The following is an 18,933-nucleotide window of genomic DNA, read 5'->3' as shown; positions in this document are numbered from 1 at the left end:
CCCGGGGTTCATGCATCGGAAGAAAAACAGGTCAGTCGTCCAGTTCCTGCCCGCTGCGGTCACGCGTCAAGCCCACGGCGATCAAGGACACCACGCCGCAGCCGATCAGGAACACGCCCACCGGCACATAGCTGCCGCCGTAATGCGCCACCAGCGCGGTGGCGATCAGCGGCATCGGCCCGCCCACCAGCGCGGCGCCGATCTGGTAACCCAGCGACATGCCGGTGTAGCGCACCGCGGCGGGAAAGGCCTCGGCCAGCAGCGTGCCGATCATGGCGCCATACGACGACCAGATCAGCGTGAAGCCCACGCCGATGGCAAGGATGGCGCCAGCAACGGAGTGCTGGTTCAGCAGCCAGAAGTACGGCATGACCCAGACAATGAACGCGACCGTACCGACCATGAACACCTTGCGCCGTCCGATGCGATCGGACAGCCGGCCAAAGAACAGCATCACCGGAAATGCCAGCAAGGCACAGACCAGCACGATGTTGAGCACCTGCGCCTGCGGATAGCCCAGGCCGATCATGTAGGCGACCGAGAAGGTGGCGTACAGGAAGAACGTGGACGTCTCGATGACCTTGGCGCCCACCGCGATCAGCACTTCGCGCCAGTGATAGCGCAGCGTCTGCGCCAGCGGCACCTTGGCCGCGGCATGCGTGGCCAGGATCTTCTTGAACGACGGGGTTTCATCCACGCGGTTGCGCAGCCACATGCCCAGCACCACCAGCACGATCGAGGCCACGAACGGAATGCGCCAGCCGTAGGCCAGGAAGGCCTCTTGCGGCATCGACGAGGCCAGCGCCGACGTGATGATGTTGCCCAGCGCCAGGCCGAGCACCGCCCCCGTCTGCGGCACGGCGCCGTACAGGCCGCGCTTCTCGCGCGGCGAATACTCCACCGCCAGCAGCACGCCGCCACCCCACTCGCCGCCCAGCGCCAGTCCCTGCATCAGGCGCAGCACGGTCAGCAGCACCGGCGCCCAGACGCCGATCTGGTCGTAGGTGGGCAACAGCCCCATGAACACGGTCGACAGGCCCATCATCGACAGCGTGACCGCCAGCGTCTTCTTGCGGCCGATGCGGTCGCCGATGTGCGAAAAGATGATGCCGCCCAGCGGCCGCACCAGGAAGGCCAGCGCGAACGACGCCAACGCCAGCAGCTGGCTGGTCAGCGCGTCCGTGGTGGGAAAGAACAGCTTGGCGAACACGATGGACGACATCGTGCCGTACAGGAAATAGTCGTACCACTCGATGGTGCTGCCCACCGCGCTGCCGAACAGCGCGCGGCGCCGGTCCTGGTCGGTGATCTGCCTTTCCTTGGGCAGATAGCCCGCCACTGCGTCGAGATTGCTCATGTCTCCTCCGTTTGAATGCTATTTTTATGGGCCCGCGGCGCGGGCCGGGCCCTACATCGATTCGGCCAGCATGCGCAGGTAGTCGTCGACGCTGGCGTCGCGTGGATTGGTGCGGTGGCTGTGGTCGGCCAGCGCGCCGGCCACGATGCGGGGGAACAGCGCTTCGGTCACGCCCAGCGCCGCCAGGCCCTGGGGCAGGCCCAGTGCGCGCGACTTGTCCTTCAGCGCCTGCTCCAGCTGATCGCCGCCCGCCAGGTCCATGGCCTGCGCCAGGCGCGCCATCTTGTCGTCGGCGATCACGCTGGCAGATGCACGGTTGAAACGCAGCACGGCGGGCAGGAAGATGGCGTTCAGCGTGCCGTGATGCAGCCGCGGGTTGATGCCGCCCAGCGAGTGGCTCAGGCTGTGCACGCAGCCCAGCCCTTTCTGGAAGGCCAGCGCGCCTTGCAGCGACGCGCTCATCATGTTGACGCGCGCCTCGACGTTGCCAGGGTCGCGCGTGGCGGTTTCGATATGGCGCCAGGCGCGGCGCAGGCCATCCAGCGCGATGCCCTCGGCCGGCGGATTGAAGGCGGGCGACAGGAAGGTTTCGATGCAGTGCGCGATGGCGTCCATGCCGGTTGCGGCGGTCAGCCCGGCCGGCAGGCCGAACGTCAGCTCCGGATCGCAGATCGCGGCGCGCGGCACGACAAAGGGCGACAGGATGCCGACCTTGCGGCCGTCGTCCAGGATCAGGATCGCCCCGCGGCCGACTTCGCTGCCGGTGCCGGCCGTGGTCGGCACGGCGATCACCGGGGCGGTCGCGGCGGTGATGTTCGGCAGGCCGCCTTCGATCAGGGCGAAGCTGCGCAGCGGTCCCGGATGGCGCGCACAGACTGCGGTGCCCTTGGCCAGATCGATGGGCGAACCGCCGCCCACGGCGATGATGCCGTCGCAATCACCCGCCGTGAACGCGGCCACGCTGTCGCGCACCGCCGCCTCGTTGGGGTTCGGCGGCGTGCCGTCGTACACCGGCGCATCCGGCTGCCCCAGCGCGGCCAGCACCTTGTCGACGATGCCGCTGGCGCGCACGCCGCGGTCGGTCACGATCAACGGCCGGCGGATGCCCACCCGGGCGCATTCTTCCCGCAACGTGGACAACGCCCCCGGCCCGAACTGGATCTGCGTGACATAAGCGATGAGCGACATGCCTTCCCCCTCGTGTTTCATAACAACGCCTCATATCAAGGCAACGAGGAAAATTTTACGTAGCGCAAAGAACGGGAGATACTGAGAACATTCGATAGCGCTATAACTTTTACTCAAGTTAAATGGTCCCTACACTGAACTCCGTCATGTCTCGCCTGCATGCCAAGCAGCTGCGTTTGCTAGTCGCGCTGGAAGAACAGGGTTCGCTCCTGGGCGCTGCCGAAAAAGTCGGCCTGACCCAGCCTGGGGCCAGCAAGGCGCTGAAGGAACTGGAGACCACGTTCGGCGCCGAACTGTTCACCCGCACGAATCGCGGGCTGCTGCCGACCGCGGCCGGACGCAGCGCGGCGCGTTGCGCCCGCCTCATCCAGGCCGATCTGGAACACCTGCGATTCGAACTCAACGCCATCGCCCGAGGCGTCGGCGGGCGCCTGCTGGTGGGCAGCATCATGGGCGCCGTGCCGCTGCTGATGGACGCGGTGTCGACGCTGCTGGCCGCGCAGCCGGACATGTCGGTGGAAGTGGTGGAAGACACCAGCGAAACCCTGCTGGCCATGATCGACAGCGGCCGCCTGGATGCCGCCCTGTGCCGCACCACCGTCAGCGGCACGCCGCAGCTCTATCAGTCGCTGCACGTGAAGGAAGAGTCGCTGGCCGTGATCGCCAACGTGGCGCATCCGCTGCTGGGCGCGGCGCCGCTATCGTTGGCCGACCTGGCGGACAGCCGCTGGGTGGTGTATCGCGCCAACATGCCGATGCGGCGCCTGCTGGAACGCGAATTCCACGAGGCCGGCCTGCCGTTTCCGCTGCATCTGGTCGAAACCACGTCGGTGCTGGCCACGCTGTCGCTCCTGCACCGCAACGCCACGTTCGTGGCCCTGGTGTCGGTGGACGTGGCCAACTATTGCGCCAGCCACGGCATGGTCGGCATGCTGCCGCTGGCCCTGCGCTCGCGCAGCGAACCCTATGAACTGGTGTTTCGCAAGGGCGCGCCCCACACGCCCGCCATGCAGGCGCTGGCGCAGGAACTGGGGGCCCGCGAACCGGCGTAGGCGTCAATCACTCGTGCGCCTGACCCACCGGCACCGTCAGGCCGTATTTAACCTGGCTCATCACCACCAGCGTCGAAAACCGCTTCACGTTGGGATTGCCCCAGAAGTGCCGCTGGGCGAAGGCGTCGTATTCGGCCATGTCGCGCACGGTGATGTTGACCACGAAATCGACTTCGCCGGTGACGGCCAGGCATTGCATGATCTCGGGCGCGTTGTGCATGGCCCGCTTGAAGTGGTCGAGCTTGTCGGCGCGCTCGCTTTCAAGGGACACCAGCACCACCATCATGATGCCCCGGCCCACTGCGGCCGGATCCACCACCGAAACGTCGCCCAGCACCACGCCGGATTCGCGCAGCCGCTTCATGCGGCGCAGGCACGACACGGGCGACAGGTTCACCCGTTCGGCCACTTCCTGGCTGGTGCGTTGGTTGTCTTCCTGCAGGCTTTGCAGGATCTGAAGGTCGAAATCGTCTAGTTCCATGGGCGTCTCGGACGGCGGCGGTGCAGGCGGGGCGGGCCTGTCCAAGGATTCTAAACGGGTGCGCCCAATGACCTGCCCCCAAATTTGACGGGAAACTTCATTTCCGGCCCGCCGGCTGCAGGAAATAATCAGCTGGCTTGCTTACACTGGGAACCCTCTGGTCGACCTCGCGGCCAGGCGCAGCCCGATTCCCATGCCGTCACTCCAGCTTTTCCTGCTTTTTCTGGCCGCCGACGCGGCGCTCAAACTCACCCCCGGGCCGGACATGGCGCTGACGCTGTCGCGGGGCATGACGCAGGGATTCCGGCCGGCGTTCCATAGCGTGCTGGGCAATGTGGCGGCCGGGTTCATCCAGGTGCCGGCCGTGGTGCTGGGGCTGGCCTCGGTGCTGCAGGCGTTTCCCACGCTGTTTTTGGCCATCAAGGCGGCCGGCGGACTGTACCTGGGTTACCTGGGCATCAAGGCCATGCTGCGCTGCGCCCGCGACGCCGACGTGTCGCTCACCGCGCGCCCCGGCGACGCCCGCGATGCGTTCTGGCAAGGCTTCATGACCAATCTGCTGAACCCGAAGGTGCTGCTGTTCATGATTGCCTTCCTGCCGCAGTTCACCACGCCGGACAATGGGCCGGTCTGGGTGCAGATGCTGGTGCTGGGCGTGACGATGAAGGCGCTGAGCCTGCCGTACGGCAGCTGCTTCGCCTACGGGGCCTCGCGCATCCGCGGCTGGGTGGGACGCAACCCGTGGTTCCTGCGGATGCAGCAGGGCTTGCTGGGCGCGATCATGCTGGGCCTGGCGCTGTATGTGATCTACTCCACCGCCGCGACGCTGAGTCCCTGAAGTCCCGGCGTTTTCCTCTTTGATTTTCAGCCATTTTCCTGAAGCAGCACCATGACCGCCGCCACGATCACTCCCGGACACAACGCGTCCGCCTCCACCCTGATGCCAACGCTGTCGCTGATCGCGGCGATGGCATCCCTTTGCGTGGGCACGTCGTTCGCCAAGTCGCTCTTTCCTGAAGTGGGCGCGCAGGGCACCACCGCGTACCGCATCGTCATCGGCGCGATTATCCTGCTGGCGTTCTGGCGCCCCTGGCGCTTTCCGCTGACACGCGTCAATGCCGCCAAGATCGCGCTGTACGGCGTGACGCTGGCGTGCATGAACCTGCTGTTCTACATGGCGCTACGGACCCTGCCGCTGGGCGTGGCCATCGCCATCGAATTCACCGGGCCGCTGACGCTGGCGGTGGTGCTGTCGCGCCGCGCCATCGACTTCGTCTGGATTGCCTGCGCGCTGGCCGGGCTGGTGCTGCTGATTCCCACCGGCCAGTCGGTGCACGACCTGGACCCGGCCGGCATCGGCTTCGCGCTGGCCGCCGCCGTCTGCTGGGCGCTGTACATCATCTTCGGCAAGATGGCGGGCAATGTGCACGGCGGCCAGGCCACGTCGCTGGGCCTGCTGGCCGCCACCATGGTGGCATTGCCGGTGGGCGCTGCGCACGCCGGCATGGCGCTGCTGGACCCCAAGCTGATCCTGGCCGGCATCGGCGTGGGCATCCTGTCGAGCGCCCTGCCCTATTCGCTGGAAATGGTGGCGCTGCGCCGCCTGCCGCAAAAGACGTTCGGCGTGCTGCTCAGCATGGAACCGGCGATGGGCGCCCTGGCCGGCGTGATCGTGCTGAACGAACACCTGTCCAGCACGCAATGGCTGGCGATCTGCGGCATCATCATCGCCTCGGCCGGCTGCGCGGCCACCGCCCGCCGCCAGAACCGCGCCGCCGCGGCGGGCTGAGCCCACGGCCGCAATCTCGCCGCAACCCAGGCAGGCCCGGGCACTCGCCCGGGCTCGGCCCGCATCAATCCACTGAAATATTCTTCTGCCGGATCACCACGCCCCAGTTGGTGTATTCGCGGTGGGCATAGTCGAAGAACGCGTCAGGCGTGCTGCCCATGGGCTCCATGCCTTGCAGCTTCAGCTGCTTGATGACGTCCGGTGACTGCAACGCCGCCACGATGGCCTGGCTGAGCTTGTCCACCACGGCCTTGGGCGTGCGCGGCGGCGCCACCACGCCTTGCCAGGCGGTGGCTTCCAGCGGCGGACCGCCGGCCTCGCCGAAGGTCGGCACGTCCGGCAGCTGCTCCGACCGCTGGTTCGCGGGTACCGCGATGGCGCGCAGCTTGCCCGCCTGGATCAGCGGCCGCGCCGCGGCCAGGTCGGCCATCATCAGCGGCACCACGCCCGAGGCCACGTCCTGCAAAGCTGGCGGCGTACCCTTGTACGGAATGGCGGTAGCCTGCGCGCCGAACATCGACAGGAACAATTCCATCGCCAGATGGTGCGGGCTGCCTACGCCCAGCGACGCATAGCTGGCCTGCTTGCCGCTTTTCAGGAACGCCATGACTTCGGGCAGGTTGTCCAGGTCGGACGCGGGCGAGGCCACCAGCACGATGGGCAGCGCCACCAGCGTCGACACGGGCTTCAGGTCCTTCCAGGGGTCGTACGGCAACTGCTTGTAGAGCCAGGGGTTCAGCGCCAGCGTGCTCATGCCCGCGGTCATCAGCGTGTAGCCGTCGGGCGCCGCGCGGGCGGTTTCCTGGGCGGCCACGATGGTGGCGGCGCCGGGCCGGTTTTCCACCACCACGGGTTGGCCCAGCGTCTGGCTGACATGGCGGGCCACGATGCGGGTGGCCAGATCGCTGCCGCCCCCGGCACTGAAGGGCACCAGCCAGCGAATGGGATGGTCGGGATATTCCGCGGCTGCGGGGCCGGCGCCCGTGGCCAGCGCCAATGCGGCCGCGATTCCCAGCGTGCGGCGGATGAAGCCTCTTCTGGACATGGGTTGTCTCCTGATGTTCTTTATTTAGTTAACACATTAATTATATTTCGACGGGGCAAGCGCCTGACATCCGGAAAGACCATTACACGTGGGACATCAGCGGAACTCAGGCGCGCGCCGCGGCCAGCCAGCGCAGGCCGGCGGACGTACCCGCCGCAGGGCGGTATTCGCAGCCGATCCAGCCGCTGTATTCCAGCTCGCGCAGCACCGAGAAGATCCAGCCGTAATCCAGCTCGCCGCGGTCCGGTTCCTGGCGCAGCGGCACCCCGGCGATCTGCACATGACCGACCCGCCCGGTGGGCAGGTACTGGCGCAGCTTGGCGGTGACATCGCCTTCGACGATCTGGCAGTGGTAGAGATCCATCTGCACTTTCAGGTTGGGCGCGTTGACGGCCTGTACCACCTGGTGCGCCTCGTCCTGCCGGTTCAGGAAGTAGCCGGGAATGTCGCGGGTATTGATGGGTTCGATCAGCACGGTCACGCCCGCCGAGCGCGCCTGGCGGGCCGCCCAATCCAGGTTTTCTCGGTAGCAGTCCAGCAAGGCGCCGCGTTCGGCGCCCTCGGGCATCAGGCCCGCCATGACATGGACTTGCGAGCAGGCCAGCGCGGTGGCATAGCTCAGCGCCTGTTCGATGCCGGCGCGGAATTCGTCCTGCCGGCCCGGCAACGCGGCCAGCCCGCGTTCACCACGCGAAGCCACGCCGGGCGGCGCGTTGAACAGCACTTGCGACACGCCGGCGGCGTCCATGCGCTCGCGCACGAAGGCGGCCGGCGCCTCGTAGGGAAACATGCATTCCACGCCCGCGTAACCGTCGGCGGCGGCCGCCGCGTAGCGGTCCAGGAAGGCGTGTTCCGTGTACATCATCGACAGGTTGGCGGCGAATTTCAGCATGGCGTTTTCCGTGACGGGCAGCATGCCTGGAAATTAGCACACCTGCCCGCCACGGCGGCCCTGCCGCGCGCCTGTCAGCCCTGCGCACCCGATGGGCCACGCAGGGGTCCGTCAGGCTCAGTACGTCAGGCGCACGCCCAACATCACGCTGCGGCCCGGCAGCGGCGCCACCGACGAGATGAACGACGCGTGGTTGTAAGCCAGCTTGTTCAGCAGGTTGGTGCCGCGCAGATAGACCTCGTAGCCCGTGGCGGCGTAGCGGCCCCGGTAGGCGACCACGGCGTTGACCAGGTTGTAGCCCGGCGTGCTGTTCTCGTAGGACGCGATGTCCTTTTGCGAGAACACGCGTGCGTACTCCAGGCCGCCCGACCACGCTTGCCACTTCACGTTGCCCCGCACCCCGGCGCGCGCCGCCGGAATGCGCGGCAGGTTGCCGTCGCCGCCGGTCAGCTTGCCGCGCACGTAGTCACCGAACACCGCGGCCGAGAACACCGGCGTGAACTGGTGCCGGATCTCGCCTTCGACGCCAGTGAATTCCGCGTCGCGCTGGGTGTATTCGATCAGGCGGAAATCTTCGTAGCGGTCCAGCGTGTCGGCGTAGATGTAGTTCTTGACGCGGTTGTGGAACACGCTGGCCGAGAACGTCGTGTCGCCCGAATGCTTGCGCAGGGTCAGATCGATGTTGTGCGACGTTTCGCGGGTCAGGCCGGCATTGCCCAGTTCATAGGTATTGGTGGCCAGGTGCACGCCGTCCGCATACAGTTCCTGCGCGGTCGGCAGGCGCTGCGAGCGCGACAGGGACAAGGCCACCGAGTACTGCGGCGCGAAGTCCCAGATGGCAGCGGCCGACAGCGACGTGCCCGACAGGCTGCTGCGCGAGGCGCCGCCCGATGGGGAAATGCGCTGCCAATCCTGGCGGGCGCCGACCTCGAAGCGCCAGTCGTTCAACTGGTATTCCTCGAGCACGAACAGGCCGTTCGAACGCGTACGGCTGCGCGGCAGGAAGGCTTCTTCGCCATCGGCGCGGAAGTCGCTGTAGGCATTCTGCAGGCCGATTACGCCGCGCCAGCCGGCGATCGGCTTGTGCTGCAGCTCCACGCGCAGGTCATAGCCCTTGTTCTTGAAGCGGGTGCCGACCTGGCCGCCTTCGATTTCCTCGTGCTGGTAGTCGGTCAGGCCGCCACGAAAGCGGATCTTCTCGAAACCGGCAAAGGGGTCCTGGTATTCGGCGCGCAGGTCGACGCGGTCGCTGCGCAGCTTCACGTAGGGCACGCCACCATGCTCGTGGTCATGGTCGTGGTCGTGGCCCGCTTCTTCGTCGCCGTGATCGTGGTCATGGCCGCCGCAGTGCAGATGCGTGCCGTGCGGGTGGCAGCCTTCGTATTCGTGGTTGTGGCCGGGCAGGCCGTACTTGCTTTCCAGGTGGGTGAACGCCAGGCCGACGTAGCCGCGCGGCGTGATCCACGACAGGCCGACCGAGCCCTGGGTGGATTCGCTGTACGAACCGGCCAGCTTGCCGCCCGGCCAATCCGGCACATCGTAGTCGCTGGTGCGGCGCTTCATGCCTTCCACCCGCACCGCGAACTGGCCTTCGCCGGCCGTGATGCCGATGGCGCCCGCGCGTTCCTTGGTGCCGGTGGCCCCGCGCAGCTCGCCTTCCATTTCGATGCCCTTTTCCGGCACGGCCGTGGGAATCTTCTTGTCGACCACGTTGACCACGCCGCCGATCGCGCCGCCGCCGTACAGCAAGGTGGCCGGGCCGCGCAGCACTTCGATGCGCTCGGCCAAGAGCGGTTCGACGGTCACCGCGTGGTCCGGCGAAATGCCCGACGCATCCATCACGTCGGACCCATCGGACAACACCTTCACGCGCGGCGCGGTCTGGCCGCGGATCACCGGCCGGCTGGCGCCGCCGCCGAAGGTATCGCTATTGACGCCCGGCAGGCTCTTGAGCGATTCGCCCAGGGTGCCGGCGCGGCGCTCGATCAATTCATCGCCTTCCAGCACGGAAGCCGGCAAGGTGGTGCTGTTCAGGTCCAGCCCCAGCGGATTGGCCGACACCGTGATGGGCGCCAGGGTCTTGGCGCGGGTGGGATCCGCTTCGGTTTCGGCCTGCGCCATGGGCGCGGCCAGCATCAGCGAACACATCAAGGGCTTGAGCGCGCTTTTGCGGCCTGCCCGCCGCCCCGCGGCCTTGCCGCCTCCTCGCTTGCCGTCTGCCCGTGCAATCCCCAGCGTTGTGCCTTTCATCGTTACTCTCTTGGATGTTATATCATTACAAATAGCTGAAGGATGATATAACATTCTGAAAGTAAATCAAGCCGATCCGAAAGGAGCCGATCCGAAAGGATCGGCCGATGCCGCGTCAGGCCATCATGCGCTCAGGTGCCCGCGCCTTCCAGCCCGGACAGCGCTTGCAGCACCGCCACGCGGCTTTGCCCCAGCACCGCACCGTGCCAGTCCGGCGCATCGCAATAGAAGGCTTCCAGCGTCGCCTGCAGAATCGCATCGCGCTGCGCGGCATCCGCATCCGGGTGCGCACGCAGCCAGTTGCGCCCGCGCAGCGCATCCACCACGTCTTCGGACGGCAGCGTGCCGAATTCCAGCGCCATCAAGGTCGGCACCGACGCCGGGCAGGCATCGTAGATAAGGCCCGCCAGATGGCCGGTGATATCCACCGACGCCGACGTGCCCTGGTACGGCACCGCAATGTCGGCGCCCCACCAGCGGCGGGCGCGCGCCACTTCGGCCTCGTCGCGCCGGCCCGCGTAGATCTTCTCGCCATGCCCGCGCGGCCCCAGCCCCGTATGCACGTCGATCCAGCCGATCTGCGCGTAGCGCGCGGCATGCTCGGCCAGGATGCGGCGCAGGTTCAGCAGCGACGCGGCGGGACGATCGCCGCCGTAGAACAAGCCATCCGCATGGGTGTATTGGCCGCGCGTGACCGCCTGCTTGAACGCCGGCAGGCCGTGTTCGGCGATATAGCTGCCGATCTGCGCGCGGTTGACGTCGTTTGCCGGCCACTGCGCGGGCAGCAGCAGATCATGGATCTGCGCATAGCCGGGGTTGGCGGGCAAGGGCTGGGCGCCGAACGGCTGCGCATTGCGGTTCAGGTCGACGTTGCCTTCGTCGGTGCGGGCGATCCACGAGAAACCATGCGGATTCACGGCGTGCACCAGCAGCAGCGCCACGCCGGCTGCGCGGGCGCGCGCCAGCATGTCGGCGTCGTCCAGCAGGGCCAGCTGGCAACCCGAGCCACAGAAGCCTTCCACGCCATGGGTGGCCGACGTCATGATCAGCAGTCGTTCGGCGCGCGGGTCGCCGATCAGCGCCACGTCGGTGGCCAAGGCCTCGCCCTCGCGGCCCTTGGGGTCGATGGCATACGACGCGAAGTGCGCGGCCAGCGGCCGGGCCGCGGCGGCAAAGCGTTCGCGCGCCTGGGCGTAGCTGCGGGAAAAATAAGGGGTTGCGGATTGCATCAGGTCTCCTGGTTGTCGATATCGTCGCCGGTGCGGTCGCGTATCCAGAACAGCACCACCGTGGAAATCGCCACCGCCACCATCAGGTACCAGGCGGGGGCCATGGGGTTGCCCGTCACGTGCAGCAGCCAGGTCACGAAGAACTGGGCGAAGCCGCCGAAAACGGAAATGCCCAATCCATACACGACCGACATGCCGGTCGTGCGCACGGACTTCGGGAACAGCTCGGGCAACATGGTGATGCCCGGCGCCGATTGCAGCGCCAGCAGCACCGACAGCAGCGCAACCACGGTCATCAGCCGCGCGCTGCTGGGTTCGGCCACCAGCCACTGAAAGCACGGCAGCAACACCGCCACCGTCACCACGCGCGACCAGAAGATCACCCGCTTGCGCCCGACGCGATCGGCCAGCATGCCGACCAGCGGCGCGCAGAAGAAGCCCACCGCGCCCACCACCACGCTGGCCGACAGCGTGGACGTGGCGGGCAACCCCAATTCGCGGTGCGCGTAGGCGGGCATGTAGAAGCCGATGATCTGCGCGCACACCATGCCGCCGATCATCAGCAGGATGCCCTTGGCGACCTCGGCCTTGTGTTCGGCGAAGATGCGGCGCAGCGGCTGGTGGCCGGAGGCGCGGGGCCGGTCCGGCTCATCCTGGGGGGTCAGCGTCTCTTCCAGGTTGCGGCGAATGTATGCGCCCACCGGCACGGTCAGGATGCCGATCACGAAGGGCAGGCGCCAGCCCCAGGCCTGCATCTGCTCGGCGGTCAGCGCGGCCGTCAGGCCGCCCACCACCAGCGCGCCCAGCGCCACCCCCAGCGACTGGCTGCCGAACTGCCAGCTGGAATAGAAGCCGCGCCGCGAGGCCGGCGCATGCTCGACCAGCAACGTGGTCGACGCGCCGACTTCCCCGCCTGCGGCGAAGCCCTGGATCAGCCGCGCCAGCACCATCATGACCGGGCCGGCCAGGCCCATCTGCGCATAGGTCGGCGCGGCGGCGATCAACGCACAGCCCAGCCCCATCAGCCACAGCGTCAGCGTCATGGCGGCACGGCGGCCGTGGCGGTCGGCGTAGGAACCGATCAGCATGCCGCCCACCGGCCGCATCAGAAAGCCCACGCCGAACGTGGCCGTAGTCAGCAGCAGCTGGCCATAGCTGGAGGCCGCCGGAAAGAACAGCGGCCCGATCACCAGCATCAGGAACGTGAAGACGGTGAAATCGAAGAACTCGAGCGCATTGCCGATGGTGGTGCCGGCAATGACGCGCCGGCGCATGGACGGCGTATGCAGGCTGGGCGCACGGGCGCCGGCTGCGATGGCGATAGACATGTTTTCCCCTTGATGTCCGATCCTCTGGCCGCCAGGCCCTATCCCGGGCGCCGTGCGGTGCTAGTGAATATACGGATGGCCCTTGAAACGCGAAAGACAGTATTTTTGCTGCAGCGATGACTTTTGCTTATATCCCTGCCCCGTGCCTGCCCCGATGAACCTGCGCCAGTTACGCGCCTTCGTGCTGATCGCCGAACACCGCAGCATCCGCGCCGCCGCGCGCGCGCTTTGCGTCACCCAGCCGGCCGCCACGCGCAGCCTGCGCGAACTGGAGCAAAGCCTGGGCGCCGAGCTGGTGCGGCGCAGCGCCAAGGGCGTGGAACTCACCCCCTATGGCGAGGCCCTGCACAAGCGCGCCGTGCTGATCCTGCAGGAGGCTCGGCGGGCGCAGGAAGACATCGACCAGATGCGCGACGGCGAAGGCGGCACGCTGAACCTGGCCATCAGTTCGTCGGCGCTGACCGTGTTGCCCGCCGCGCTGGCGGCGTTTCGCGCCCGCATGCCGCGGGTGGCGGTGGCGTTCCACGAAGTGGCGGCGCCCTATAGCCACGAACAGCTGGACGCTGGCCGCTACGACCTGGTGGTGCAGACGGAATACGACGGCGACATCTACGACGGTTTCGCGCGCACCACGCTGTTCACCCTGCCGCTGGTGGTGGGCGCCCGGGCAGACCATCCGCTGCGCCACGCCACCGACCTGGCCGAGCTGCGCGACCTGCTGTGGCTGATGCCGGGCAATACCCAGGCCCCCACCAACCTGCTGCACCTGGCCTACGCGTCGCGCGGGCTGCCCACGCCGACGGACGTGATTCCGTGCCAGTCAATCGCCATCGCGCTGGCGATTCTGGCGCAAAGCGATGCGGTGGGCTTCTTCGTGCGCAACGGCTTTCATCGCGAGCTGGTGCCGCACCCCTTGTGCGTGATGCCGCTGGCGCATCCGCTGCCGGCCGCACGGGTATCGATCCTGACGCGGGCCGAATCGCCGCCGACACCGGCAGCGCAGTGTTTCATCGATTGCCTGAACGCGGCGCGCGCGGCCGCCTGACGCCGCGGGGTATCATGCAACGTCCTTCCCAGCCGCCCCCTTCCATGGCGTTTCCCCGACTGCATACGCCCCCCACGCTGACCGACACCGTCGCCAAGCAACTGCGCGCCGAAATCGACGAAGGCCGCGTGCTGCCCGGTGAAAAGCTGCCCACCGAGACCCGCCTGGCCGAACAGTTCGGCGTCAGCCGCACCGTGATCCGCGAGGCCGTGTCGCGCCTGCGCCAGGATGGCATCGTCGAGGCGCGCCAGGGCAGCGGCGTGTTCGTCACGGCGCAGGGCGGCAACCGGGCGCTGCGCATCGATGCCACCGAGCTGTCGTCACTGGACGCGGTGCTGCACATCGTGGACCTGCGCCGCGCGCTGGAAACCGAGATCGCGGCCCAGGCCGCCGCGCAGCGCAGCAAGCGCGACCTGACCGCCATCGACAACGCGCTGGCGGCCATTTCGCAGGCGGTCGAGAACGGCGGCGACGGCGTCAAGGAAGACGTGGCCTTTCATCGCAGCATTGCGCGCGCCACCGGCAACCCGTATTTCCTGACGACGCTGGCGTTCGTCAGCCAGTTCCTGGAAGCCGCCACCCGCGTCACGCGCGGCAACGAAGCCCGCCACGCGGACCTGATGCGCGCCGTGCTGCAGGAACACCAGGCCATTGTCGACGCCATCCGCCGGCAAGACGTGGAAGGCGCGCGCGAAGCAGCGCGCGTCCATATGGTCAACGCGGCCAAGCGGCTGCGGCAGGCGCACCGCTAGCCGTTCAGGGTTCATCTCGCGGGCTGTGGTCGTGCAGCGGGCGCACGCCCTATCGCATTCCCTATTGAAAGGCCCGAGTAAAGAAGTCCGCAGCGCCGAAATTGCCGGACTTCAAGACGACGCTCATCCGCGCCTGCACCGCCTGGGCATGGCCGGCGCACCACGGCACGCCCGGGTCGATCTGCTCGCCAATGGCCAACTGCGTCAGCCCCAACGCCTGCACCACCGCCCCCGACGTCTCACCGCCCGCGACGATCAACTGGCGCACGCCCTGCGCCGCCAGGCCTTGCGCGATCTGCGCCAGCGCCGCTTCGATCAGCGCCCCGGCATGCGCGGCGCCCAGTGCCGCTTGCGTCTCCTGCACGGCGTCAGGCCGGGCGGTGGAATAGATCAGCACCGGTCCGTCCGCCAGCCGCGGCGAGGCCCAGGCCAGGGCCTCGGCCACGACAGCCGCGACGCCGCCATCGGCCGCGATGCGAAAGGGGTCCAGCGCCAACGCCGGCCGACCGGTGTCGATAAAGGCCGCGACCTGGCCCTGGGTGGCAGTCGAGCAACTGCCCGCCACCACGGCCTGCAAGCCGGGTTCGCGCGCCAGGCCGGCCGCCGCGCCCGCGGCCAGGCCCCAGTTGGCCGGCAGGCCGATGGCCACGCCCGACCCGGCCGTCACCAATGGCATGCCCCGCAACGCCGGGCCCAGGGCCAGCAGGTCGTCGTTGGAAATCGCATCCACGATGGCGATCTGCACGCCCTCGGCTTGCAGTGCGCCGATGCGCGCGCGGATGGCATCGCTGCCCCGCGCCACCACCGTGTAGTCGATCAGCCCGACACGGCGCCGTGTCTGCGCGGACAGCACGCGCACCAGGTTCGGGTCGGTCATCGGCGTCAGCGGGTGGTTCTGCATGCCCGATTCGTGCAGCAGCACGTCGCCCGCGTACAGATAGCCCTTGAACACCGTGCGCTCGTTGTCCGGAAAGGCGGGCGTGGCGATGGTGAAGGGGGTATCCAGCGCCGTCATCAAGGCGTCGGTGACCGGCCCGATGTTGCCTTGCGGCGTGCTGTCGAACGTGGAGCAATACTTGAAATAGATCTGCTCGGCGCCCTGCTCCCGCAGCCATGCCAATGCCGCCAGTGACTGCGTCACGGCCTCGGCGGGGTCGATGGTGCGCGTCTTCAACGCCACCACCACGGAATCCGCAGGATCGTCCAGCGGGGCAGACGGCACACCTATGACCTGCACCGTGCGCATGCCGGCGCGCACCAGGTTGTTGGCAAGGTCGGTGGCGCCGGTGAAGTCATCGGCGATGCAGCCCAGCTTGATCGTCATGGCGCCTCCGGCAAGGTGATGCCCGGAAAGATCTTGATGACCGCGCTGTCGTCTTCGCCGCCGTGCCCGGCGGTCGAGGCCTGCATGAACATCTGGTGCGCGGTGGACGCCAGCGGCAGCGGAAACTTGCTGTGGCGCGCGGTATCGAGCACCAGGCCCAGGTCCTTGACGAAGATGTCCACGGCCGACAGGGGCGTATAGTCGCCCGCCAGCACGTGCGGCATGCGGTTCTCGAACATCCAGCTGTTGCCCGCGCTGTGCGTGATGACGTCATACAGCGCCTCGGCGTCCACGCCCGCGCGCAAGCCCAGCGCCATGGCTTCGGCCGCGGCCGCAATGTGCACGCCGGCCAGCAGCTGGTTGATGATCTTGACCTTGCTGCCGGCGCCGGCGCGGTCGCCCAGCCGATAGACCTTGCCAGCCATGGATTCCAGCACGTCGCCGCAGGCGGCGTAGGCGGCGGCAGTGCCCGCGGTCATCATCGTCATCTGGCCGGCGGCAGCCTTGGCGGCGCCGCCCGAGATGGGCGCGTCCAGGTAATGGATGCCCAGCGCCGCCAGACGGGTTTCCAGCGCGGCCGACCAGGTCGGGTCCACGGTGGAGCACATCACGAACACGCTGCCCGGCCGCAGCGTCGACGCGATACCGCCTTCGCCGAACAGCACGGCTTCGGTCTGCGAGGCATTCACGACCACGCTGACCACGATGTCGCAATCGGCCGCCATGTCCGCCAACGTCGCGCAGGCCACCCCGCCCTGTTCGACGAATGCCGCGGCCACGCCGGGGCGGATGTCGTAGGCATGGACGCGGCATCCGGCGCGCCGCAGGCTGGCCGCGATGCCGGCGCCCATGGCGCCCAGGCCGATCACGCCGACCGGGCGCGGGGATTGCCTATCTGTGGTCATAGCGTTCCCCGCAGGTCGTCGCCGATATAGGCGCGGATGATGTCACCAAAGCTGGCGTCGCCGGTCAGCCCCAGCTGGGTCGCGCGCGTGGTGTCCCAGCGGCCGGGCCAGCTGCCGACGATGGCTTCGATGCGCGGGTCCGCCTGCCCGCTGATGCGGTCGGCCACGGCGTCGCCCGCGATGTCGCGCAGCGCCTGCACCATCTCGGCCACCGTCACCGACACGCCCGGCAAGTTGATGGGCCGGCGGTCTGCCACGGATGCCGCATCCAGCTCGCAGCCCGCGATCAGCGCCTGCACTGCACGGCGCGGCGACAGCAGCCATAGCCGGGTGTCGGCGCCCACCGGGCACACGGCCGGCTCGCCATTCAAGGGCTCGCGAATGATGCCGCTGGCAAACGACGAGGCCGCCGCATTGGGCCGCCCCGGCCGCACGCTGATGGTGGGCAGGCGCAGCGCCCGGCCGTCGACGAAGCCGCGGCGCGTGTAGTCGGCCAAAAGCAATTCGGCAATGGCCTTCTGCGTACCGTAGGAAGACTGCGGATTCAGCGCGGTATCGTCGCGCACCGTCTCGGGCAGCGCGCCGCCGTAGACGGCGACCGAACTGGTGAAGACCACGCGCGGCCGGTGGCCTCGCAGGCGGCAGGTGTCCAGCAGCGCACGCGAAGCATCCAGGTTGATGCGCATGCCCAGGTCGAAATCGGCCTCGGCCTGTCCGCTGACGATCGCGGCCAGGTGAAAGATCGCGGCGGTGTCGGTGTCGATCAACGATTCCAGCACCGCGGGGTCCGCCACGTCGCCCTTGACCGAACGCACCCGGGTGTCGTTGATGGCGTCGGTCTGCACGACGTCCAGCAGGTCGATCTGCGTGATGGGTTGGGGCGCCGCACCGCCCAGCGCCAGGCGGCCCTGCTCAAGCAGCTTGCGCGCCAATCGCTGGCCCAGAAAGCCTGCGCCGCCGGTAATCAGTATCTTCATGACTTGCCTCCCGCGAGTGGGGGTTGGGCGTCGCGCGCCCCGAACACCGTGCGCAATTCTTCAATGGCGGCCTCGGACAAGGGCGCGGGCCTGGGGTCGGACATCAGCCACAGGCGCGCCGTTTCTTCCAGTTCTTCCAGCGCGAACGAGGCGCGCGACACCGAGCGTTCCCACACCACCGGCCCCAGCCGTTCGAACAGCACGCCGCGCACTTGCGCCGCCAGCGCCGCCACCTGTGCCGCCGCAACGGGATCGCCCGGCCGGCGATAGGGAATGAGCGGAATGCGGCCCACCTTCATGACCTGATACGGCGTGATGGGCGGCAGCACCTCGTCCGGGCGCCACACGCCGGCCAGCGTCAGCGCCACCAGATGGGTCGAATGCGTGTGCACCACGCCGCGTGCGGCGGGGTCGGCCTGGTAGATGCCCTGGTGCAGCGCCAATGTCTTGGACGGCTTGCCCCCCGACACGTGTTGCCCGGCAAGATCGACCTTGGCCAGGTCGGCCGGATCGAGCCGGCCCAGGCACGCATCGGTGGGCGTGATCAGCCAGCCATCGTCGAGCCGGGCGCTGATGTTGCCGGCAGCCCCCACCGTGTAGCCCCGCTGGTACAGGCTGGCGCCGACGGTGCAGATTTCTTCACGGACCTGCGATTCTGATATCATAGGGTCATCATACAAATCTTGCCGAAAATCCCGATAGCGGGATTACCCGGAAAGTCAGACCGCGGGCGAGCGCCCTGAAGACGGTCTTACAACGAGTATTTGTATTTGCAGTTCAACGTGGCCTTGAGCGGATTGGCGGCGCCTGGCGCCACGGTTACGCCCGGACGCGGCCCCGACAGCTTGGCCTGGAAGGTGCCCGCCACGTCGCCGTTTTCCTGCTTTTTCACCGTGACGCTGGCCGGCAAGGCATACAGCGTCAGCGGCCAATCCTCATACGGCGCGACCAGCGTGAAGATTCCCTGCGGAAAATCGGCCACGACATAGCCCGGCTGCTTGTCGATGTCGAACGTCATCTTGGCCCCGACGTAGGTCAGGACCACGTTGAGCTCGTCGGACGAAGGCGATGGCACGACGCCGCGCAGCGCCACCTTGCCGCTTTCCGAGACGCAGGACAGTTCGGCCGGCGCCGAGCCAGCATGGGCAACGCCCGCCAGCAACAGGCCAGACAGGAAGAAGGACGCACGCAGTTTCATGGACCAGGGTTCCTTGTGGCAGCCGGGTCTACGCTGGCCGCCTTCGATGATCGAGCCGCCATAGTAGCGGGCGAACGACGATGAAACCAACGGCTGAATACAACTCGTAATGCCCTGCCGC

The 18,933-nt window shown here is 67.8% G+C and carries 18 protein-coding genes; 5 read left to right on the top strand and 13 right to left on the bottom strand.

What is annotated here, in order from left to right:
• Positions 1-31 precede the first annotated feature (31 nt).
• Together U858_RS0117480 and U858_RS0117475 are read right to left on the bottom strand one after the other, a co-directional pair.
• Positions 32-1,357: an MFS transporter gene (locus U858_RS0117480; RefSeq protein WP_025138442.1), complete on the bottom strand. Its 1,326-nt coding sequence runs from the start codon at positions 1,355-1,357 to the stop codon at positions 32-34.
• A 51-nt stretch (positions 1,358-1,408) separates the two neighbouring features.
• On the bottom strand, positions 1,409-2,545 hold the full coding sequence (locus U858_RS0117475) for an iron-containing alcohol dehydrogenase (protein WP_025138441.1): 1,137 nt from the start codon (positions 2,543-2,545) through the stop codon (positions 1,409-1,411).
• 146 nt (positions 2,546-2,691) lie between these two features.
• On the opposite strand from U858_RS0117475, the gene U858_RS0117470 reads away from it, so the two are divergent.
• Complete coding sequence (locus tag U858_RS0117470) at positions 2,692-3,597, top strand: LysR family transcriptional regulator (protein ID WP_232786557.1); 906 nt, start codon at positions 2,692-2,694, stop codon at positions 3,595-3,597.
• Positions 3,598-3,604: 7 nt separating this feature from the next.
• Here the strand turns inward: U858_RS0117470 and U858_RS0117465 are convergent, their stop codons facing one another.
• Positions 3,605-4,078, bottom strand: coding sequence for an Lrp/AsnC family transcriptional regulator (locus U858_RS0117465; RefSeq protein WP_025138439.1), 474 nt, complete (start codon positions 4,076-4,078; stop codon positions 3,605-3,607).
• A gap of 193 nt (positions 4,079-4,271) precedes the next feature.
• Between U858_RS0117465 and U858_RS0117460 the strand changes: the two genes are divergently transcribed.
• Both U858_RS0117460 and U858_RS0117455 read left to right on the top strand, forming a co-directional pair.
• Positions 4,272-4,916, top strand: a complete 645-nt coding sequence (locus U858_RS0117460) for a LysE family translocator (protein ID WP_025138438.1) — start codon at positions 4,272-4,274, stop codon at positions 4,914-4,916.
• A 51-nt stretch (positions 4,917-4,967) separates the two neighbouring features.
• Complete coding sequence (locus U858_RS0117455; protein WP_025138437.1) at positions 4,968-5,867, top strand: EamA family transporter; 900 nt, start codon at positions 4,968-4,970, stop codon at positions 5,865-5,867.
• A gap of 64 nt (positions 5,868-5,931) precedes the next feature.
• On the opposite strand, the gene U858_RS0117450 is transcribed toward U858_RS0117455, so the two are convergent.
• The 5 genes from U858_RS0117450 to U858_RS0117430 all read right to left on the bottom strand — a co-directional run bounded on the left by U858_RS0117450 (position 5,932) and on the right by U858_RS0117430 (position 12,611).
• A complete protein-coding gene (locus U858_RS0117450) occupies positions 5,932-6,912 on the bottom strand; it encodes a tripartite tricarboxylate transporter substrate binding protein (RefSeq protein WP_025138436.1) in 981 nt (326 codons plus the stop codon).
• A gap of 106 nt (positions 6,913-7,018) precedes the next feature.
• Positions 7,019-7,804 (bottom strand): 2-oxo-tetronate isomerase, encoded by a 786-nt coding sequence (gene otnI, locus U858_RS0117445; RefSeq protein ID WP_025138435.1) that lies wholly within the window; start codon positions 7,802-7,804, stop codon positions 7,019-7,021.
• A 117-nt stretch (positions 7,805-7,921) separates the two neighbouring features.
• Complete coding sequence (locus U858_RS0117440; protein ID WP_115596985.1) at positions 7,922-9,940, bottom strand: TonB-dependent receptor domain-containing protein; 2,019 nt, start codon at positions 9,938-9,940, stop codon at positions 7,922-7,924.
• A 245-nt stretch (positions 9,941-10,185) separates the two neighbouring features.
• Positions 10,186-11,283 (bottom strand): M14 family metallopeptidase, encoded by a 1,098-nt coding sequence (locus U858_RS0117435; RefSeq protein ID WP_025138433.1) that lies wholly within the window; start codon positions 11,281-11,283, stop codon positions 10,186-10,188.
• On the bottom strand, positions 11,283-12,611 hold the full coding sequence (locus U858_RS0117430) for an MFS transporter (protein ID WP_025138432.1): 1,329 nt from the start codon (positions 12,609-12,611) through the stop codon (positions 11,283-11,285). The genes U858_RS0117435 and U858_RS0117430 overlap by 1 nt, the downstream gene beginning before the upstream one ends.
• Positions 12,612-12,753: 142 nt before the next feature.
• Here U858_RS0117430 and U858_RS0117425 point away from each other — a divergent pair, with 142 nt between their 5' ends.
• Together U858_RS0117425 and U858_RS0117420 are read left to right on the top strand one after the other, a co-directional pair.
• Entirely contained in the window at positions 12,754-13,656 is a 903-nt protein-coding gene (locus U858_RS0117425; protein ID WP_232786556.1) for a LysR substrate-binding domain-containing protein, read from the top strand.
• A gap of 44 nt (positions 13,657-13,700) precedes the next feature.
• The gene (locus U858_RS0117420; RefSeq protein ID WP_025138430.1) at positions 13,701-14,408 is read left to right on the top strand and encodes a FadR/GntR family transcriptional regulator; all 708 of its coding nucleotides are present in this window, start codon (positions 13,701-13,703) and stop codon (positions 14,406-14,408) included.
• Positions 14,409-14,469: 61 nt separating this feature from the next.
• On the opposite strand, the gene otnK is transcribed toward U858_RS0117420, so the two are convergent.
• From otnK to U858_RS0117395, 5 genes are all read right to left on the bottom strand, one after another.
• Positions 14,470-15,732, bottom strand: coding sequence for a 3-oxo-tetronate kinase (gene otnK, locus U858_RS0117415; protein ID WP_025138429.1), 1,263 nt, complete (start codon positions 15,730-15,732; stop codon positions 14,470-14,472).
• Entirely contained in the window at positions 15,729-16,637 is a 909-nt protein-coding gene (ltnD, locus tag U858_RS0117410) for an L-threonate dehydrogenase (RefSeq protein ID WP_025138428.1), read from the bottom strand. Before ltnD ends, otnK begins: the two co-directional genes overlap by 4 nt.
• A complete protein-coding gene (gene denD / locus U858_RS0117405; protein WP_025138427.1) occupies positions 16,634-17,614 on the bottom strand; it encodes a D-erythronate dehydrogenase in 981 nt (326 codons plus the stop codon). Before denD ends, ltnD begins: the two co-directional genes overlap by 4 nt.
• Positions 17,611-18,279 carry an aldolase gene (locus U858_RS0117400; RefSeq protein WP_025138426.1) on the bottom strand — a complete coding sequence of 223 codons (669 nt, stop codon included), beginning with the start codon at positions 18,277-18,279 and terminating at the stop codon, positions 17,611-17,613. Before U858_RS0117400 ends, denD begins: the two co-directional genes overlap by 4 nt.
• Before the next feature lie 86 nt (positions 18,280-18,365).
• Positions 18,366-18,812 carry a hypothetical protein gene (locus tag U858_RS0117395; RefSeq protein ID WP_025138425.1) on the bottom strand — a complete coding sequence of 149 codons (447 nt, stop codon included), beginning with the start codon at positions 18,810-18,812 and terminating at the stop codon, positions 18,366-18,368.
• Positions 18,813-18,933 lie beyond the last annotated feature (121 nt).

Source organism: Achromobacter sp. DH1f (assembly GCF_000633435.1).
Lineage (GTDB): Bacteria > Pseudomonadota > Gammaproteobacteria > Burkholderiales > Burkholderiaceae_B > Achromobacter > Achromobacter deleyi.
This window is presented reverse-complemented; position numbering and strand designations above follow the sequence as displayed.